A 19,600-nucleotide genomic window follows, 5' to 3' on the forward strand; every position below is an offset into this window, starting at 1 on the left:
AATTAAAAATCGGGGAACATGTTGAATACTATTAATCGCGTAGCCGTCATCGGCCTGGGATACATCGGCCTGCCAACTGCGGCCATTCTGGCTACCAACGGCATCGAAGTCATCGGTGTCGATGTAAATGAGCGCACAGTTGGGGCAGTAAATGCCGGCCAGGTGCCGTTTGTAGAGCCGGACCTTGGCGTCCATGTTTCCGGCGCTGTGAGCCAGGGGCACCTGAAGGCTTCGACCTCCACACCTCGGGCTGAGGCCTACATAGTGGCGGTCCCTACACCCTTCAAGTCTGATCGTTCCGCTGATCTGAGCTACATTGAGGCAGCAGCCCGGGGCATAGCTCCCCAGCTCCAAGGCGGTGAACTCCTGATTCTTGAATCCACCTCGCCTCCTGGTGCCACCGAGCACATGGCCAACTACATCCTGAACCTCCGCCCCGACCTGAGCCTTGACGGTTCCGATTCACGCCCGGCGATCCTTGTCGCCCACTGCCCGGAGCGGGTCCTCCCCGGACGCGTCATGATTGAGCTGGTCACCAACGACAGGATTGTTGGCGGCATGACCGCCGAGGCGGCCGAGACCGCAAAGAATCTCTACGCTGTTTTCTGCCAAGGCGAGATCCTGACAACAGACGCCGTTACGGCGGAGATGGCCAAACTGGTGGAAAACTCGTACCGGGATGTCAACATTGCATTCGCAAATGAGCTTTCCATTATCAGTGACAAGCTCGGCATCGACGTGTGGGAACTCATTCGCTTGGCGAACCACCACCCACGCGTGAACATCCTGCAGCCTGGTCCGGGCGTTGGCGGTCACTGCATTGCTGTTGACCCGTGGTTCATCGTGGCGGCAGCACCCGACGAGTCCCGATTGATCCGCACAGCACGCGAGGTCAATGACTCGAAGCCTGAATGGGTCATTGAGCAAGCGAAGTCAGCTCTTGCCGGGCTGCCTGATTCTGCCGAGCTGTCGGTGCTTGGACTGGCGTTCAAGGCAAACATTGACGATCTTCGGGAGTCTCCGGCAATCGAAATCGCAGGGCACCTGGCAGATGCTTTGCCGGACCGCCGACTCAATGTTGCCGAGCCCCACATCGAGGCGTTGCCCGGCAAGCTGGCGAACCGTCGAAACGTAGAGTTCCTGTCCGTTGAAGAGTCGATTGAGCGCTCCGAAGTTGTGCTGGTGCTCGTCGACCACGACGCAGTCAAGGAAGTTGGCGCTGAGGCGTTGGTCGGCAAGGTATTGATCGATACGCGGGGAACGTTCGATGTATGTGCCCGAGAGGTTTTGGGTAGCCGCGAGGGATGAAAACGGTTGAGATCGTTGCAAATGGAACCACGTACCAGCTGAATCTCCCAGAGGCTGATCGCGACTACATCCAAAAGACGATTGCCTCAACGCATCGTCCCTACGAGGAGTCGATGTTGATCGACATCGCGGATGTTGTAGCTCCCGGGGACCTCGTCTTGGACATTGGCGCCAACTGTGGAAACCACACGCTCTACTTAAGTTGCGTGGCGGGTGTCGACGTGCATGCTTTTGAACCGGACGGCGAGCTGTGCGACGTCATTCGTTCGAGTGCGCTGCTGAACGGTGTCGATGACCTGGTCACGGTTCACGAAGTCGGAGTCGGTGACGCTGGCGGCTTCGCTCGGCTGGTTCAGACGTCGGAAAACAATCGGGGAGCTCAACGGCTCGAACGCGTTTCATCGGAAGATGGCGAAACGACAATCATTCGATTGGATGATTTGGAGTTCTCTAAACCTGTCCGGGTGATCAAGATCGATGTTGAAGGAATGGAGATGGAGGTTCTCAAAGGGGCAAAGAATCTCGTCGAACGATATCGGCCTGATATCTATTTGGAATGCCAAACGCGGCAGGATTTCGAGCGAATTCATCGGTGGCTGACAAAGTTCGATTATCGCTACTTGTCGACATTCAATGCAACACCCACGCATCGATTCGTCCCGAATTCGTCTTCGCACGCACCAGATCGCTTTGAGCAGATCGTTAAACAGCAAGTTGCAGCCACTTACTACGACCAACAACTCATATCGAGTCTACGGAAGAATCTTACCGAGGCAAATTTAAAATATCGTGGGGCAACGGCTCAACTAGCCCCCCTCAATGAACAGTTGCGCCTTCTAACATCTGCCAATGAACAAGCGTCCGAACGGGTCAGTGGGCTTGAGCTCGAGCTCTCAGGGTCGATTGCTCAAAGACAGGATGCCGAAACTTCTCTCGCTCACAAAGAACTCGAGCTTGCCTCCATCCGATCGCAGTTGGATGTTCTAGCTCTGCGTGAAAGAGAATTAGTGGCCAGTTCTGATTATCTATCAAATCAGTATCAAGAGGCCCTGGAAACGATTCGTCACGAACGGTCTTTCATCGAGAAAACCGACAGGCAAATTGTGCAAGCAAATGCGCGAATCACTTCCTTGGAATCGGAAATCGATCAATTGGAACGGCAGCACGAACATGAAGCGCAGACGTGGCAAGAGGAGCTGCAACAACAAAAGGTCTTGACAAGCAAGATTCTTCGCATGTCCAAGATGCGAACTGCGATAGCGAAGTCTGCAGTGGCTCGGGAGGAAGTCGCCACTAATGACCTGAGGGAACTAACCAGCCGTCTCGCGGACGTGCAAGCGGCACTCGAGAGTGCTAATCGTGATCTAAATGAGGCCACCAAACGTCTCGTTAAAGAAAAGGGAATGGTATCCCGGCTCGAGCGAGCCATTGATGAGTCGAAGAGCGAAACTGCCGCGACGCTGCACTCTCTCCGACAAGAAAACAGCAGTCTCCGAGCATCGTTGGACGATGCCCAGAAGAAATTGATAGATGCAGATAAAGGATCTGCAGGCCTACAAGCAGAAGCCGATCGAACAAGGGCTCGAGTGAGTAGTGCCGAGGCAGAAGTTGAACGACTCCAAAGTGAACTTGCGGCGGCGAGGCAGAAGATTGAAGATGTCCGAACGAGCGTCACTTTCCGTTTGGGAAAGATCATTCGAGAGTCTGCCGGATCTCCGAAGGCCGTTGCATTGCTTCCCGTAAGACTGGGTCGATTGGCAGGTGAACACCGGGCTCGCCAGTCCTCAAAGGCTATTTTGGGTGAAGTAGTTCCGGAGGGGGAGACTGAGAACGCCGTGTTGAGCGGATCACCGGTGGTAGTGAACAGGTCTGCGGAAATCCGAGCCTCCCGACGCTTGCAGACCGGCTACGCTTCAGCAGCCCTTCAGCTGACCAAGACCTCACAAAGTAGCACGACACGTATTGCCGCAATCATGGACGAATTCACTGTGCAGTCTTTTGCACCTGAGTGTGAGCTACTTGAACTGAGTCTGGAGAATTACGCTGAAGAATTGGTATCCTTCGCGCCCGAGCTGGTTTTCCTGGAGTCAGCATGGCGAGGCAAAGGTGACTCGTGGGGAAATAAAGTCGCCCAGGCGTCATACGAAGTCCGAGAGATCATTTCATGGGCGAAATCTAATAGCGTACCGGTGATTTTGTGGAATAAAGAGGATCCTGTTCATTACTCGACGTTCCTGAACACTGCAAACTTAGTAGACCACATTTTCACCACCGATATTGATTGTGTCCAACGATATAAAGAGGATCTGGGACACGACCGCGTTCACTTTCTGCCGTTTGCCTGCCAACCCACGCTCCATAATCCCTTGGAGATTTATGATCGCAATAAAGGTATGGCGTTTGCCGGCGCTTACTATAGACGATATCCTGATCGCACACGTGATTTAGAGTCTTTTATCGATGAAATTCCAAACTCTTTTACCTTGGAAATATTCGATCGAAATTTTGGAAAGTCTGACGTTCAGTATCAATTTCCAAATGACTACAATAGGTATATCGTTGGAACCTTGACGAGCTCTGAGATCGACCTAGCTTACAAAGGTTACGATTACGCCATCAACCTCAACTCAGTCAAAGAATCGCAGTCCATGTTCGCTCGACGAGTGTACGAACTTCTAGCGTCAAATACGACTGTGGTGAGCAACTACTCTCGAGGGCTCCAGCTCCTATTTGGCGAGATACCTGTGGTGTCCGACAGTGGTCGCGTTGTCGTGAAGACACTCACTTCAACTACTGACGTTTGGGCTGGTCGGCGGCGAAGGCTAGCCGGCCTGCGAAAAGTAATGCGGGAACACACGTACAGTCACCGACTCCAATATGTTCTAAATCGGACCGGAGTCTGTCAGGCAATTATTAGCCAGCCAAAGGTTGTGGTGTTCGGCCTTGTCTCGTCTAGTGAAGATGTAGCTCGCCTTCAGGTATCCATGAAATCACAGTTTGGTGTTGACATTTCGCCGCGCCTTTACACGGAAGTGGACGACTGGTTGGAGCCCGATGGATTGATCGACGGTCTACACGTAAGCGATCTCGAAAGTATCGCAGGCGACAGCCTTGCGGATCTCGTCCCAGACGGTTCATTTGCCGCCTTTATGGTGCCTGAAGACTACTACGGTCAAAATTACTTACTCGATTTAGCGCTGGCTTCTCGTTATTCATCTGCATCAGTTGCAGGAAAACCTTGCATTTTCAGGGCTAAGGGCTCGGCCGTCAACATAGCGGAAACCGGCCCGATCTATAGTGCCGTTGAGAAGCTCCCTGTGAGGTGCAGCTTAGTTTTGAAGCCCGAGACCGTCACGTCCCCAGTGTCGTCGCTATTGCGTTCAGCCCGTGGAGCATCCTTCCTGGAGCCAGCGATGTTAGCGACTGAGGTGTTTGATTACTGTAAGAACGGTGCTGCGCTACCTCGAGAGGCGCTCGATTCGGTATCAAGCGGGCGGATAGACAGCGGTCTGGGTCTCGATGAGATGGTTGCGGCGGGCGATCGTATCCACGCGGCGGACGTCGTAGTTGATGCGGAGGGAACGCTCAGCGGCGCTGGAATGGCCGAACTCTTCGTTACCCGGGCGCGTCCCGGCGTACAGACAGAAGTTCGAGATGATGCATGGCACTTTGATTCAGATTTAGCCGATGGCGCCCATGACTATATTTATGCGCTCGATCTGATCAGTCTGGACTCGATTGCTATTGACGGACGCCTTGAGTTTCACGTTGAGGCCAATGCAGGCTTGAATCTTCAAGTTGCAATAATTTACTATGACGGTTCTAGTGCCAAGATTGAGGGACACGTAAGGGCGGTCAATCAGAACCACACGATGAGCATTCCGGAGAATGCTGTCAGTGTAAAGCTGGGTGTCCGTATATTTGCTTCTGGTCAGGGTGCGATTCGGCGAATCCTCTGGAAACACAAAAATGTCACTCCAGCGTTCATTGCTTCACGAGCGGATAATTTGGTTATAACCAACAGGTATCCTTCATACGGCGATCTCTATAAAAATGGTTTTGTTCATAGTCGTGTTCGTCGATACATTGATTCTGGCGTTCCTACTGAAGTCTTCGTCCTCGATGACGGCGTACGTTTGCGTTTTCGAGAGTTCGAAGGCGTAACTGTGATCTCTGGTCCAGCGGAGGCGCTAGCTCAGTTTCTTCGAACTGGTAAACATCGCGCGATTTCACTTCATTTTGTCAACGATTCAATGTGGGATCTAGTTAGGGATCTTCCTGGACGCCCGCGAATTGCAATCTGGGCTCACGGTGCAGATATTCAGAAGTGGTCGAGGCGCAAGTTTCTATACAAGACTGAGCAGGAAGTTGCAAAAGCTAAAGAGCTTAGTGAGGCTCGTCTTTCGTTATGGCGAAGAATTTTCCGGGAAGCCAGCATTGATGTGTCTGTTGTTTTTGTTTCAAAATGGTTGGCGGAAACGGCTGTGTCAGACCTGGGGTTGGACGAGTCGCGCCTCCGCTATTGTGTAATACACAACCCGATTGATACCTTGCGATTCGAATACAGAAAGAAGTCCCCAAGCCAACGCTTCAAAATACTGTCCATCAGGCCATATGCGTCATCTGTATATGCAAATGACCTCACTGTCGATGCGATTCTGTTGCTTTCGAAGACCGAGCAATTTGCCAAGATGGAGTTTAGGCTGATTGGAGATGGTCCACTATTCGATGAGATAACCCGCCCATTACTTGGCTTCGCTAATGTATTTTTGGACAAGAGGTTCTTGGCGCAGGATGAAATTGCTGAGATACATAAGGACTATGGCGTTTTTCTTTGTCCGTCGCGGATGGATTCTCAGGGTGTCTCACGGGATGAGGCTATGTCGTCCGGACTGGTACCTGTGACGACTCGGATTGCCGCGATACCCGAGTTCGCGGACGAAGCGTGTGGTGAGCTCGTTGAGCCGGAGAATGCTGCAGATCTTGCAGACGCTCTCTTGCGTCTGGCTGCCTCAGGAAGGATTTTCCGTCGCAAGTCGAAGGCAGCCGCCAAACGGGTGCGTTCGCAGGTCGCCGCTTCAAGGGTTGTCCCTCAGGAGCTCGAGGTTCTCGGGTATTAGTTACCCTACAGAGTGCCCGAGGCTGACATATGCCGACGGCACTCTGTATGTTGTGTGAATCTCCAACCTGACTTGGCTCACGTGCCGGCGATTTTGGACAGGTCCGCTGGCTGACCTGCGGTTATGTTTTTAGATCCGGCACTTTTCACGCACTAAGGCTTTGGCCTAAGGTCGCCGATGTGGTGTTTATTCGGCGGGCGCGGACGGCTTCGGGGGCGACTGCGGTGTAGCTCGCGGAGTACGCGCATGGCCGTCAGCGGATCGTGGAGCATGTCGGCTCGGCTCCCAGACAGGGGCCGAGCTCGGCGTTCTGCTGGAGCGTACCCGTGAGCTGCTTGAAGATCCGGCCCAAGGCATTCTGGACCTCGGCATCGAGCCGACGCCACAGGTGCAAAGCTTCGTCAAACCTGCCGCCGAACCAATGCTGTTCGCAGAGTCCGAGACGGTAGAACCAGTCGGCCGTGACAGCTCCGGGCGGGTGGTCGGGACTGTTTGGCGCCTTGGCCGGGGTATTCACTGCATTGGGATTCGACCGGCTCGACGACGAGGTCTTCCGCGACCTCGTTGTCGCCCGGGTCGTGGAACCAACTTCGTTGCTGGATGCCGGTAGAGTCCTTCGAGACCTGGGCCGGGCCCCTGCCAGCTACGCACCATGAAACGCAGCCTCGGCCGGGCTGCAGCGGGCAAGTACCGCAACTGGATCGCGACCTGGTGCTTTGAGAATGCCAGCACCGCCGGGGATATCTCTTTGGTCCTTTACGACGTCCCCACCCTGTATTTCGAGGCTGAGAAGGAAGACGAACTGCGGAAGGTCGGATATTCCAAGGAACGCCGGGTAGATCCGCAGATCGTGGTGGGTCTGTTCGTGGACCGGAGTGGTTTTCCGCTGGAGATCGGCTGCTTTGAAGGCAACAAGGCGGAGACCGCCACGATCGTTTCGATCGATCATCAAGCAATTCCAAGCCCGCACGGGCTGGCGGACATGGTCCTCGTCGCGGGCGCCGGCATACTCTCCGCAGGCAGCCCGCGCGATCTGGACGAGGCGAACCTGCGGTTCATCGTCGGATCCCGGATGACCAAGGCCTCCAACGATCTGGCTTCGCATTTCCGTTGGCACGGCGACACGTTCACCGACGGTCAGCTAATCGATACCATCACCTCCCAGGACCGGCCACAGGAACGTGACTACCCCGATCTGCGTGCCAAACCTGTCTGGGACGAAGAGCAGCACCCAGGATCGTGGCGGGCAGTGTGGGCCTATTCCTGTAAACGTGCGGTCCATGACAACACAACCCTCACGGCGCAGGACAACCGGTCCCGGGAGGTAATCGAGGGCCGGAAAGTGTCCCGGACACCACGCTTCACCAAGACCACGGGTGGGAAACCGAGGCTGGATGAAGTCTCACTGACAAGGGCACGGCAACTGGCAGGGCTGAAAGGCTACGTCACCAACATTCCCGCGGATCTCATGCCCGTATCCGAGATCATAGGCTCCTACCACGACCTCTGGCACGTCGAGCAATACTTCCGCATGAGCAAACCGGACCTGCGCGCCCGGCACGGGTTCGTCCACCCCCGCGACGCGATCGAAGCCCACCTGATCATCGTGTTCACCGCCCTGGCCGTATCCCGGGAAGTGCAGAACAGAACCGGGCTGGCGGTGCGCAATGCGGTCAGGCAACTCCGAACCCTGCGCTCAGCGACCATCGCCATCAATGGCACCACGCAGACATTCGCGCCCGCCATAACCACGGAGCAGGAAGCCATCCTCGAAGCGCTCCGAAGCTCAAACACACGGACTAACCAAATGAGCCAAGTCAGGTCAGATGAGTCAGAAGATTCACACCGCGAGTGTGAGGCGTACTCAGACCCTGGCGGCCCCTTCAACTTCTAGAAGCCCCTTAAGCGCTGACTCCAGGGAATGAATTTTTGCATCTCCCGTTCCTACGGGCATAACACAGAACTTGTCACGTTCCGACATGACGTTATCGATGGTAAGCCGTCGCCCCGACTGCTGCACCATGCGGATGCCGGCTTCAAAGCAGTTCTGATCTATCCACCACTGTTTTGAACCTTCGTGCGCCATACTTTCGGCGGCAGAAGCCATGAAGCCCGCGACGGCCTTTGAGGACTCCGTCGTGTTGAAGATGGCGAAGCCACCTGTGTACTTCTCCCAAGGCGCTACCCCCCCTCCTAGGATGCGTGAGCAAACGTCCGTCTGGGCGTGGGCTTCAATAAGGCTGCTTAGAGGACCTGTGATTACCGTATCCAAGTCAAGGACGACGACGGGAACATTCAGAGCACTAAGTATGGGATAAACAGTTGAAAAGCGGACCAATGACGCAACAGGACCAATGTTCTCGCTCACCCGCATTCGCAGCGGATTGAGGATGATGCTTCTGGCTCCCCATTGATCCAAAAGTTTTTGAATTTCCACGCTATTGTCAGTTATGACGGAAAGAAACATGGTGGCCTCAGACCCACATGTTGCCGAGAAAGATTTCACGAGATACTCGGCATACTTGCGGAAATAGACTTCATCGCAAGAGGCGCTCACGACGTACTTTGTTCCCGGAGAAAGCTTTGGAACTTCTGTCAGTTCGAGCCCCAGAAGGCGGACGGGTGAGGGGGACGGAGAGAGTGAATCGGGGGTGGATGTCACGACTGTGGATACTGGAATAGCAATGTAGGGTTCGAATCCGCTCGACTTGTTGCTACGGAAACCTTCAATCAGCTCACAATACCTGTTGAAGTCCCCGGATTCATAGGCGCAGAGAGACTGAAAGATTCGGCCTACGTTTGCTATATCAGGATCTGATGTCGTTTCAATGAGAGAGTCGATGAGTTCAGCTGCCTGCGCCGGTTTGTTGTTGAAGAGCAGTCCCCTGCAAACGTAGATGAACGACTCAAGTGTTTCCTTCCTCGCCATGCCAGCGAGTGCGCAGTCGAGAATCTCCTGGTTGAAGGAATTTGTCCAAAGTTTTATGAGGCTGCAGAGCCTGCGGTATGGCCAGTCTGCAGAGGCGTTCAGACGCGCCGCAGCGTATAGATCATTCTTGGCGGAAAGATACAGAGTAGTTTCCTCGGCGTCTCGAATGAATTTAATCTGACCAATGCTAGCAACTGCCGAGTCCACGAGTTCCTGATAGGAACGCCTATCTTGGATGGGCTCGGCCGCAAAGTCTGTCTTTTGGGCTTCCTTGACCGTCTGTGAGAGAGCTGATCTCACGATCTCAATACCCCTGGACGTCGGGAGGGGTTTATGTCCTATTTCCTCCGAAACAATGTGAATCTCGGTGTCGTAAATGGACTCAACCTCGGTCTTGAGCGTGCTCAACTCATTCAGAAAATGCATCTGCTCCTGAAATCCCGTGTCAGCTCGGTTGGTCACAATTTTCAGTTTTGGAAGTACGCGACGTTCTTGGAATCTATCGAGAACGTTGACTCGTTCCGGGTGCTGCTTATAGAACTCTTCAAGGTCTTGATTGATTACGTGTCGCTCAAGTGCGCGGATGGCACCGCGTATCGGATATTTTCGCATGTCCAACTGGGGAACCTCGGCTACAGCGAATGAGCCTGCTAATTCTGCACCAAGCATGAGCGCACCAAACCCGCCCATAGAAGAGCCGTAAATTACGACGTCTTCATTTTTCAAACCAAGTTTGTCTAGGATTTTTTTGACATATACAGCCATTGCGTCGATAACGTCCTCGCTATCAGACATAAACCATGCAGCGCGGACCTGCGATGACGAATAAAGTGCTGGGTCGCTAAGTGCCAAGATGTGACAGTCGGGAAAGTGGGCAAACCATGACCATCGGTGGAAGACGGGATTCTGCTGTGGTGCTGCGCTTGGCTGAGCGGAGGGAAGCAGGCAAATCAGTTTAGTCGCATTCGGTCTAAAGTACGCGAACGAGTCTATGTTCAGCCCGGCCGCAGTCTTAGCTGATATTTGATACTGCCTATTGTGTTCAAAATTGCCGTTCGCAATCGCAGTCAGAGCAATTGGTGTTGGATCGAGTTCGCGTGTCAAATCATTCCCGCTTCGTTTATATGGCTATGCCTGGCGCCTCATGTTGGGGGGCGGCTTAGTATTGTTGTGACGCGAGCGAACGTGCGAAACCAAACTGCAGCGCAGGTTTGCTCGATAGTCCTATTTTCAGGGCTCTAATGATGTGAACCTTACCTGCTGAGCAACGGCGTGACGTTGAATTCGTCAGCGCGCTTACCTGTTCCAAGAAGTTGGGCCACCGCCGCCACAGTCCTTGCCGCTGCCTTGCCGTCGCCGTAAGGGTTGACGGCGTTGGCCATGGCATCAAAGGCGTCTTGCTGGTTCAGGAGGCGGTCCACTTCCTTGACGATGGTTTCCTCGTCGGTTCCGATCAAGGAGACAGTGCCGGCGTCTACAGCTTCGGGACGCTCAGTGTTGTCGCGCATCACCAGCACGGGCTTGCCCAGACTGGGAGCCTCTTCCTGAACTCCACCCGAATCGGTGAGGACGATGTGGGCGAGGGAGAGGAGGCGGGTGAATTCGCCGTATGCGAGCGGTTCCGTGACAACCACATTGGTCTTGCCCTCAAGTGCGGGCAGGACGGCTTCGCGTACCACCGGGTTCTTGTGGGCCGGCAGCACGATGACCAGGTCGGGTTCGGCCTCTGCGATACGCGCCAGGGCACGTCCGACTCCGCGCATTGCATCGCCCTGGTTTTCACGGCGGTGCGTGGTGACAAGGAGGATGCGGCGTCCGCTGGCCGCAAGTTCTTCCAATTGCGGGTCGCTGAACGGCAGCTGCTTGTCGACAGTGGTGAGCAGCGCATCGATGACCGAGTTACCGGTCACCACGATGTCACCTTCGGCGACGCCTTCTGCCAACAGGTTCGCCTTGCTGGTGCTGGTCGGAGCAAGGTGAAGGCTGGCGATCTGGCTAGTGATTTTGCGGTTCGCCTCTTCAGGGAAGGGGGAGAAGAGATCCCCGCTGCGGAGGCCTGCTTCGACGTGGACCACCGGAATGCCGTGGTAGAAGGCAGCAATGGCACCAGCCGTCGACGTTGTGGTGTCACCCTGGACGATCACGGCGTCAGGCTTGCTCTCCGAGAAGAGCTTGTCCAGTCCGTCGATGGTCCTGGTCATGATCGCCGAGAGGGACTGGCGTTGCTGGAGAATGTTCAGATCGTGGTCGGGCTCGATGCCGAAGAGTTCGTTGACCTGGTCCAGCATCTCGCGGTGCTGGCCGGTGACGGTCACGATGCAGTCGAAATCCGGTGATTCCTGGAAGGCACTGACGATTGGAGCCATTTTGATGGCTTCCGGACGGGTGCCGAAGATTGGCATGACGCTGGGCATGGATTTCCCCCGGGAGTGGCGTTGAGTGACTCCCCGATGCTATCGCACCTCGTATCTAGCCCTTCAATTTGTGTGGTGACGGGCCAGAACTCTATTGTCCGAAAATTAGAAGGAGGGCCAACGCGGGAACGATGATGGAGACCGACATCACAATTAAGAGCGCTACCGAACGCTTTCGGCGGAGAGCGGCGTCGGCGGTTTCCGGGATCCCTTGGACCATGTTCCCATCGGGAGTTGGTGACTTGACCGCTGGCTTGCTTTGGGCCAACGGCTGTGCCGGCGATTTCGGGGGATCCGCAAGGAATGAGGTTTGGTACCCGCCCATCTGACCGATTGGAATCTCGGCCCTGAAGCGGCGTTTGTGGAGATGCCGAGGGGCCGGCATCAATGCCGCCGGCCGGCGGACCGGGTCCGTCACTTTTTACTCCTCAGCTGCGTCCGGGTGAACTATGGCACGTCCAATTCTTGCATTTCGGGGGCGGCCCGCAACATTTGGGGCCGTCCAGAGCACAGTTGCCGGAGCCCGCCCGGTGTTTAGGAGCCGCCAAGGGAGCGCTCCGCAACACACGAAGGGACGGTCCCAATCTTCGGGACCGTCCCTCGCTGCTTCAGCTAGCCGCGGTCCGAGTAGAGCGCGTCGTTCTTTTGACCGTAGCCGTTCTTGACATCTATGAAGTAGTTCTTGCCGGACTTCAAGGACGTACTGCCTAGCTTCGCTGTGACGGACTCCAGCAGCGGATTGATGCCCAACTCCTCGCCATAAGTTGGGTTGTAGTTGGTGGCCGTCACTGTCTTGTCAAATGCCGTCCCTGAGTCGTCGACCCACTTGACTTGGACAGTCCCTCCGCTCAGATTTTGTCCAGTGACCAGCACATCACCGTTGCCGTTGAAAATTGAATCGGTGATGATCGGCGTTGCGCTGCCCGACTTAAGCCGGTCGATCATAGGGAGGCCAGTCCCAGCGCAGGTGAAGTACGGATCCCACATGAAGGAAATGACCTTTACTGGCGAGTTTCCGAATTGCTGCAACTGCTCGTCCAGGCGGGCTTTGGTCGATTGGCCTCTCGTGCTGCCACTATCGCAAGGATTCTGCGACGTTGCCGGCGCCATGCCCTCCAAATTTGCCCAGAGATCTGCACCCGTTCCTTCGATTCCTTCGGCCATCGCCCAGAAGTAGTCGCGTGTTGGCGCTAAGTACTTGCTTCCCCAGGAGCCACTGCCGACGATCGATGCTGCGTACTGGTCAACATTGTTACCGCTTTCGCTTCCAAAGAAGGAGCCGCCCTTGCCTGTGCCCATGCCGTCCTGAACGGCGATGGAAAGGTGGACGTCGCCCGCGGTTTCAGCGATGTTGGCAATAGCATTCCGCGCCTGATCAACCGTTACGTGCCCGCCGAAGTCGGAGCGCGAATCTATGTAGGGACTAACAACGGCCGACCGGCTTGGCTGATACTGGGCGATTCTGGCGTTCTGCATGCGGTAGAGCGTAAGGACAGAGTCCCATACAGCCCCATCACTGAGTGGCATTTCGGTGTGATGGTAGAAGCCAGCAAGCCCGGGGACGTTATTGACCTTGCCTTGGTAGATCAAGAACCGGGCAGTGAAAACCGACAGGGTGGCAAGATACGAAAGGTCCGGGAGATACGTCGTGGAGGTACTCATGACTGGAGCCGGGAGGCCGGCGTAGTACTTCATTCCCAAGCTGGTGGCGGCCTTTCCCAATGACACGGACATTGAGGAAGAGGTTCCGCCATTAATCACGACTATGTCGTAGCTTCCACTCGGAGAGTTACAGCCGCTTCCTTCAGAAGGCAGGACCATGACTGTGTAGATCGTGGTACCACTTGTGACCGTTCTGTCGCGTGCACATAAGATGGCAGGGGACCCCCATGAGTTTCCATCGGAGTACGTGAAGTACCGCTTCACCTTGACTCCGGACGCGGCAGCCGTCGCGCAGTTGACCCCTGAGATGGTGCATCCAGCGGGGATCGTAGACAGCGTGGCTGGCTTCAGTCGCGAGCCGAACGTAATTACGGTGTCTCCACCGACGGATTTGATGTCGGACAGCTTCTGCAAATTTGCAGAGTCACTGGTGCTGCCGTAGATGAAGTAGCCACTGATGGGGAAGACCGGTGCGGGGGCCGCACTGGCTGCTGGTCCGTGAATGAAACCGACGATAAGGATAAAGGCGGCAAGGATTCCGGCAAAGGAACGCCGGGCGTTCGATGTGACTTTGGAGGACGAGGTGGAGGGCGGAAGCCTGAATTTTTCCACGGTGGATCCTTGGGCTCGTAGGGTGAGACCTTGGACCTATGGCAAAAGAATGACCTGCATCTTCGGTAAAACTCAAGGGTTTGACCAGAACCTTCAAGTATCCAAAAAGAGTTTCAGAGGTCTGGAAATTTTTGACACATGTTGGGAAAGATTTCGCTTGGCTTTACGGGAAGTGTCATGAGGTTGGCGGCTCGAATAGTTAGCGACCAGAACACTCCGGCTGCATCCACACGTCAATCAGGCCGCCCGTTTCGACCACGAACCGGTCCAGCCAGGCGCCCGCGGAAAGATCGGGACGGGACCCCACCATCTGTATCTCCGCAGGCGTGCATTGCTCGATCAATGTGCCCGCGCGCATGAGATGGTATTCGGACGTCACCACCGTCACGGACTTCCAGCCGTGCTCCGCAATTAATGAGCGAAGGGCTTCCGCTTCGCCCCTTGTGTTGAGAGGAGACGGGCGGAAGCACACCAAATCCGGATCACCGGACTCCTCATCACAAAGCGCATCGCCCTCCACGTTCCCAGCGAGTCCCGTCGTTGACACCACAAGGACGGGTATATCCAGGCCCTTTTGAAGCTTTTCCGCTACAGGCAGCCTCTCTTTGCTCATCCCACCCAGGACAACAATCGCGTCCGTGCGGTGGGGCTTCGCCTGGGGAGGATCGTAGAAGAACTGGAAGGCGGCAATCAGCCAGAGGAGTGCCGCCAAAAAGCAGGCCGCCACGAAAATGCCAATGACACGCGTGGCGGGGGCGGTTTTGAGGGGCACGGGGACAGTCTAAGGTCAGGAAATGAGCGCTTCCTCCCAGCTGAGGACCACGGCATCGGTTACCTCGTATCAACATCCTCAAAAACAAGGAAAGTCTGCGTATCCAGTACGCCATCCATGGACTGCAACTGGTCGAAGATCACACGCCGGAGGTGGATGTTGTCCGTTGCCCGGACGAGCAGGATGACGTCGAAGTCTCCACCTACCAGGGCAATGTGGTGAACTTCCGGAATGGCGCGGAGCTCTTCCTTGAGTTCGCGCCATGAGTGTTGCTGGACCTTGAGCGTCACATAGGCGGAGGAGCGCAACCCGGCCTTGATGGGATCCACCAGGGCAGTGAACTTTGTGAGAACCCCTTCGCCAGTGAGCCGTGCGATGCGCGAGTAGGCGTGGGCCCGGCTGATGTGCACGTTCTCAGCCACCTGCGTGATGGACATGCGGCCGTCCGTGGTGAGTTCGCGGATGATGTCCCGGTCCACCGCATCCAACGGCACTGCCGCCTGCTCTGCCTCGGTCTCGCTCATGGCACTCCAAATCGTCTACAGCACAGGCTCGTTACCCAGCTCACAATTACATTTCGTCTCTCAGAATAGCCACTTTGAGCAAGCTCTTCCATGATTTTGGCAAAAGCTGGATACGAAACTTCACTCGGGAACATACTGGAAGCACATAGTGGCTAGAGAAGGACGGACCAATGACGATCCACGCAGACCACTCTGCGCCGGAAACGGCTGTAGAGGACCACGCTGCCGACGTTCGGACAAAATTCGGCATCAGCGTTGAGGACTACATGCTCCCCGCCCGGCACCAGATCCAGATGGTGAACCCTGACGGCACCCTCCGTTCCCATGACGAGCAAGGCACCGAACCCGGCCACGAGTACCCCACACCCAGCGACGCTGAACTGATGGCCGCCTACGAGCAACTCGTCGTCGGACGTCGCGTCAACGATCAGAACTCCGCGCTCGTCCGGCAGGGCCGTATGGCCGTTTACCCCTCAAGCCACGGGCAGGAAGCCTGCCAGGTAGCGGCAGCCATGTGCCTCAGCGAAGGTGACTGGTTGTTCCCGACCTACCGGGACGCCGTCGCCGTCATGACCCGCGGGGTGGATCCTGTTGAGGTTATGACCATCTTCCGTGGCGACTGGCACGGCGGGTACCACCCCAAAGAGCACAAAGTGGGTATCCAGTGCACGCCGCTGACCACGCAACTGCTGCACGCTGTCGGCGTCGCGCATGCCGCCAAGCTACGCGGTGAAGACACCGTGGTGATGGCCATGTGTGGCGATGGCGCCACCAGCGAAGGCGATTTCCACGAGGCCCTGAACTTCGCCGCAGTCTTCCACTTGCCCGTCATCTTCTTCGTGCAGAACAACAAATACGCGATCTCCGTGCCGCTCAGCCACCAGTCTGTGGCACCGTCGTTGGCCCACAAGGCCGTGGGTTACGGCATGGCAGGTGAGCGCGTTGACGGCAACGACCTCGTCGCGCTGCTCGCTGTCATGGACCGCGCAGTGAAGCTGGCCCGTGAAGGCTCCGGCCCGCTGCTGATCGAGGCGCACACCTACCGCATGCAAGCGCACACCAACGCCGACGATGCCACTCGGTATCGCCCTGACAGCGAGGTCGCCGAATGGCAGGCGAAGGATCCGCTGACCCGCATGAAGTCGTACCTTACGGATAAAGGACTGCTGGATGATGCCGCGAATGAGAAAATCGCCGAGCACGCCGAAGCAGTAGCCACCCAGCTCAGGGAAGGCCTGGGGGAGGATGTCCCGGTCCAGCCGCTGGACCTCTTCAAGTACGTCTTCTCCAAGCCCACCCCACAGCTGAAGGAGCAGTCCGAACTGCTCGCCGGCGAACTCGCCCGTGAGGAGAGCGCAAAATGACCATCACCACCTCCGTAAACGGCAACGTCAGTGCGGCCACGGCCAGCGCCGCTGCTTCAGCAGCCGCAACTGCCGAAGCGACGGGCCCGCAGAGCCTCACCATGGCCAAGGCCCTGAACACAGCTATGGCAGACGCCATGCGCTCGGACCCTTCCGTTCTGGTTTTCGGCGAGGACGTAGGAATGCTCGGCGGAGTCTTCCGCATCACGGACGGGCTCATGGCGGAGTTCGGTGAGCAGCGCTGCTTCGACACCCCGCTCGCCGAGTCGGGAATTGTTGGCATGGCTGTGGGAATGGCCATCAACGGAATGCGTCCCGTCATCGAGATGCAGTTCGACGCCTTCGCCTACCCCGCGTTCGAGCAGATCGTCAGCCACGTGGCCAAAATGCACAACCGCACCAAGGGCAAGCTCAAGATGCCCATGGTCATCCGTGTGCCTTATGCCGGCGGCATCGGGGGAGTGGAGCACCACTGCGACTCCTCCGAGTCCTACTACGCCCACACAGCCGGCCTCAAGGTCTACACGCCGGCCACCGTGGCTGACGGCTACCGCATGCTCCGCGAAGCCATCGATTCCGATGACCCGGTCATGTTCATGGAACCCAAGAAGCTCTACTGGTCCAAGGACCAGGTAGACCTGGGTGCGTTGCGCGCAGAGCACGACGCCGGTACCTCCACCGAGGGCCGCGCGGCTATTGCCCGTCCCGGCACGGACGCGACGCTCATTGCCTATGGACCGTCCGTCCCCACCGCGCTAGCAGCTGCCGCCGCGGCCGCCGAAGAAGGCCGCTCGCTCGAGGTGATCGACGTACGGACCCTGGTTCCTTTCGATGACGAGACCGTCTGCGCGTCCGTACGGAAGACGGGACGCGCCGTCGTCATCGCTGAAGCGCATGGCTTTGCATCTGTCTCTTCGGAGATCGTGGCCCGCGTCCAGGAACGCGCGTTCCATTACCTGGCCGCACCGATCCTCCGCGTGACCGGCTTCGATGTTCCGTTCCCGTCTCCCAAGCTGGAGCATTACTACCTGCCGAGTGTCGACCGCATCCTCGACGCCGTCGACGACCTTCAATGGGAGGACTAACCATGAGTTCAGATATGCAGGTATTCCGTTTGCCGGACTTGGGAGAGGGCCTTACGGAGGCTGAACTCGTGAACTGGCTCGTCGCCGTCGGAGACGAAATCAAGGTGGATCAGCCCATTGCCGAGGTTGAGACTGCCAAGTCCATGGTTGAGGTGCCCTCGCCGTATGCGGGCACCGTCGCCGAACTTCACGGAGAGGCCGGCCAGACGCTCGACGTCGGCAAGCCGTTGATCTCGATTGCTCGCGCCGGTGCCGCTCAAGCTGCGCCGGAAGCTCCATCAGGCACCGACGGTGCCGTCTCCACTGGTGTTGCGACATCGCCCGAGGTTGAGGCGGCCGCCGAGACGTACAGGACCGAGGAGAGGGCCGGCTCCGGCAATGTGCTGATTGGATACGGCACGGCTGGTGGGGCTACCGGAGGCCGCACCCGTCCGCGGAAGGCGGGCGTCGCCGTGGTCGACAGTGTGGTTGAACCAGTTGTTCTGCCGACGCTTGAACCGTCTATTTCCGGGACACGCATCCCCGGCAAGCTCAGCGCAGTCATCTCGCCGCTGGTACGGAAGATGGCGCGCGACCACGGCGTCTCACTCGACGCCATCGAAGGTTCAGGTGCCAGCGGACTGATTATGCGAAGGGACGTCGAAGCCGCCATTTCGGCGCCGGCAGCTCCGTCCACTCCGGCCGCGCCTGCTTCGCCAGTTACCGTTGGTGCCGGTGCCGCGGAGGGTTCTGTCGATGGCCGGACCGGCCTCGGTGTTTCGGCCAGGACTCCCGTTCGTGGCGTTCGGAAGGCCGTCGCCGCCAACATGACCCGCAGCCGCTCAGAGATTCCTGAGGCCACCGTGTGGGTGGATGTCGACGCAACCGCGCTGCTGGAGATGCGGGCCGAACTGAAGAAGCGTGCGCCGCATGACACCCCCGGCCTGCTGGCTTTCATTGCCCGTTTTGTCACGGCTGGGTTAAAAAGGTATCCGGCGCTGAACACGCGCTTTGAGACCGCCGCCGACGGGTCCCAGGAGATCGTTGGTTTTGAAGGAATCAACCTTGGCTTCGCAGCACAGACGGACCGCGGCCTGGTAGTTCCATCGGTGCGTAATGCGCATGAGTTGAGTGCCCGTGAACTCGACGCAGAGATCCGTCGCCTCACCGCCGTCGCGCGTGAAGGAAAGGCCACGCCCACTGAACTCGGCTCCGGTACCTTCACGCTGAATAACTACGGCGTCTTCGGGGTTGACGGCTCTGCTGCGATTATCAACTACCCCGAAGTTGCAATGCTCGGGGTGGGTCGCATCATCGACAAGCCGTGGGTGGTCAATGGCGAGCTGGCTGTCCGCAAGGTCACCGAGCTGACCCTGGCCTTCGATCACCGGGTTTGCGACGGGGAAACGGCCGCCGGCTTCCTTCGGTATGTGGCAGATGCCATTGAGAACCCTGGTGGGGCTCTCGCGGATATGTAGCTGCGCAGGCACGATACGACAACAACCTGATCCACGGATCAGGTTGTTGTCGCTTAAATAAATCAAATGACTTGTCATAAACGTGCATTTGGCAAAGCGCAAGTCAAGTGTCTGCTTAGAATCTCCCTGGGGGATCAGCTGGTGATCTCCAGCTGTCTGCGATCGGCCGACTCAGGGCTGGTCGCAATGTCCTTAGGATGCCCAGAAGAATGCATAAGAATTACCGCGCCCAAACGCTGACCGAGCCTGGAAGTCCCGGACGAGGATTCCAATCGCTCAAGTTGCTGGTGTCAGTATTCTTGTCCGTTGCCTTGCTTCTCTCTCTCGGCGCCCGGGCCAGCTTCGCCGGCACG

The 19,600-nt window shown here is 56.9% G+C and carries 10 protein-coding genes and 1 pseudogene; 6 read left to right on the top strand and 5 right to left on the bottom strand.

From position 1 onward, the window contains the following. Window positions 1–18: 18 nt before the first annotated feature. The 3 genes and pseudogenes from wecC to NEK97_RS19595 form a co-directional block, all read left to right on the top strand. Window positions 19–1,308, top strand: coding sequence for a UDP-N-acetyl-D-mannosamine dehydrogenase (gene wecC / locus NEK97_RS19585; protein ID WP_257371378.1), 1,290 nt, complete (start codon window positions 19–21; stop codon window positions 1,306–1,308). Continuing rightward, a complete protein-coding gene (locus tag NEK97_RS19590) occupies window positions 1,305–6,428 on the top strand; it encodes an FkbM family methyltransferase (RefSeq protein WP_257371379.1) in 5,124 nt (1,707 codons plus the stop codon). The genes wecC and NEK97_RS19590 overlap by 4 nt, the downstream gene beginning before the upstream one ends. 179 nt (window positions 6,429–6,607) lie before the next feature. Beyond that, window positions 6,608–8,208: pseudogene (locus NEK97_RS19595) on the top strand (IS1634 family transposase); the annotation flags it as partial. An 84-nt stretch (window positions 8,209–8,292) separates the two neighbouring features. Here the strand turns inward: NEK97_RS19595 and NEK97_RS19600 are convergent. From NEK97_RS19600 to NEK97_RS19620, 5 genes are all read right to left on the bottom strand, one after another. Next, window positions 8,293–10,209 (bottom strand): hypothetical protein, encoded by a 1,917-nt coding sequence (locus tag NEK97_RS19600; protein ID WP_257371380.1) that lies wholly within the window; start codon window positions 10,207–10,209, stop codon window positions 8,293–8,295. 401 nt (window positions 10,210–10,610) lie between these two features. Beyond that, complete coding sequence (wecB, locus tag NEK97_RS19605) at window positions 10,611–11,771, bottom strand: non-hydrolyzing UDP-N-acetylglucosamine 2-epimerase (protein ID WP_257371381.1); 1,161 nt, start codon at window positions 11,769–11,771, stop codon at window positions 10,611–10,613. 612 nt (window positions 11,772–12,383) lie between these two features. Further along, window positions 12,384–13,433: a hypothetical protein gene (locus NEK97_RS19610; protein ID WP_257371383.1), complete on the bottom strand. Its 1,050-nt coding sequence runs from the start codon at window positions 13,431–13,433 to the stop codon at window positions 12,384–12,386. 811 nt (window positions 13,434–14,244) lie between these two features. Next, window positions 14,245–14,817, bottom strand: a complete 573-nt coding sequence (locus tag NEK97_RS19615) for a YdcF family protein (protein ID WP_257371384.1) — start codon at window positions 14,815–14,817, stop codon at window positions 14,245–14,247. Window positions 14,818–14,876: 59 nt separating this feature from the next. Then, window positions 14,877–15,341: an Lrp/AsnC family transcriptional regulator gene (locus NEK97_RS19620; protein ID WP_235517275.1), complete on the bottom strand. Its 465-nt coding sequence runs from the start codon at window positions 15,339–15,341 to the stop codon at window positions 14,877–14,879. A 170-nt stretch (window positions 15,342–15,511) separates the two neighbouring features. Here NEK97_RS19620 and pdhA point away from each other — a divergent pair, with 170 nt between their 5' ends. From pdhA to NEK97_RS19635, 3 genes are read left to right on the top strand one after another with little or no spacing between them, the layout of a single operon-like run. Beyond that, a complete protein-coding gene (gene pdhA, locus NEK97_RS19625; protein ID WP_257371385.1) occupies window positions 15,512–16,705 on the top strand; it encodes a pyruvate dehydrogenase (acetyl-transferring) E1 component subunit alpha in 1,194 nt (397 codons plus the stop codon). Continuing rightward, complete coding sequence (locus NEK97_RS19630) at window positions 16,702–17,790, top strand: alpha-ketoacid dehydrogenase subunit beta (protein ID WP_257371386.1); 1,089 nt, start codon at window positions 16,702–16,704, stop codon at window positions 17,788–17,790. Before pdhA ends, NEK97_RS19630 begins: the two co-directional genes overlap by 4 nt. Window positions 17,791–17,792: 2 nt before the next feature. Further along, window positions 17,793–19,247: a dihydrolipoamide acetyltransferase family protein gene (locus tag NEK97_RS19635; protein WP_257371387.1), complete on the top strand. Its 1,455-nt coding sequence runs from the start codon at window positions 17,793–17,795 to the stop codon at window positions 19,245–19,247. Window positions 19,248–19,600: the final 353 nt, after the last annotated feature.

This window comes from Paenarthrobacter sp. UW852 (assembly GCF_024608385.1).
Taxonomy (GTDB): Bacteria; Actinomycetota; Actinomycetes; order Actinomycetales; family Micrococcaceae; genus Arthrobacter.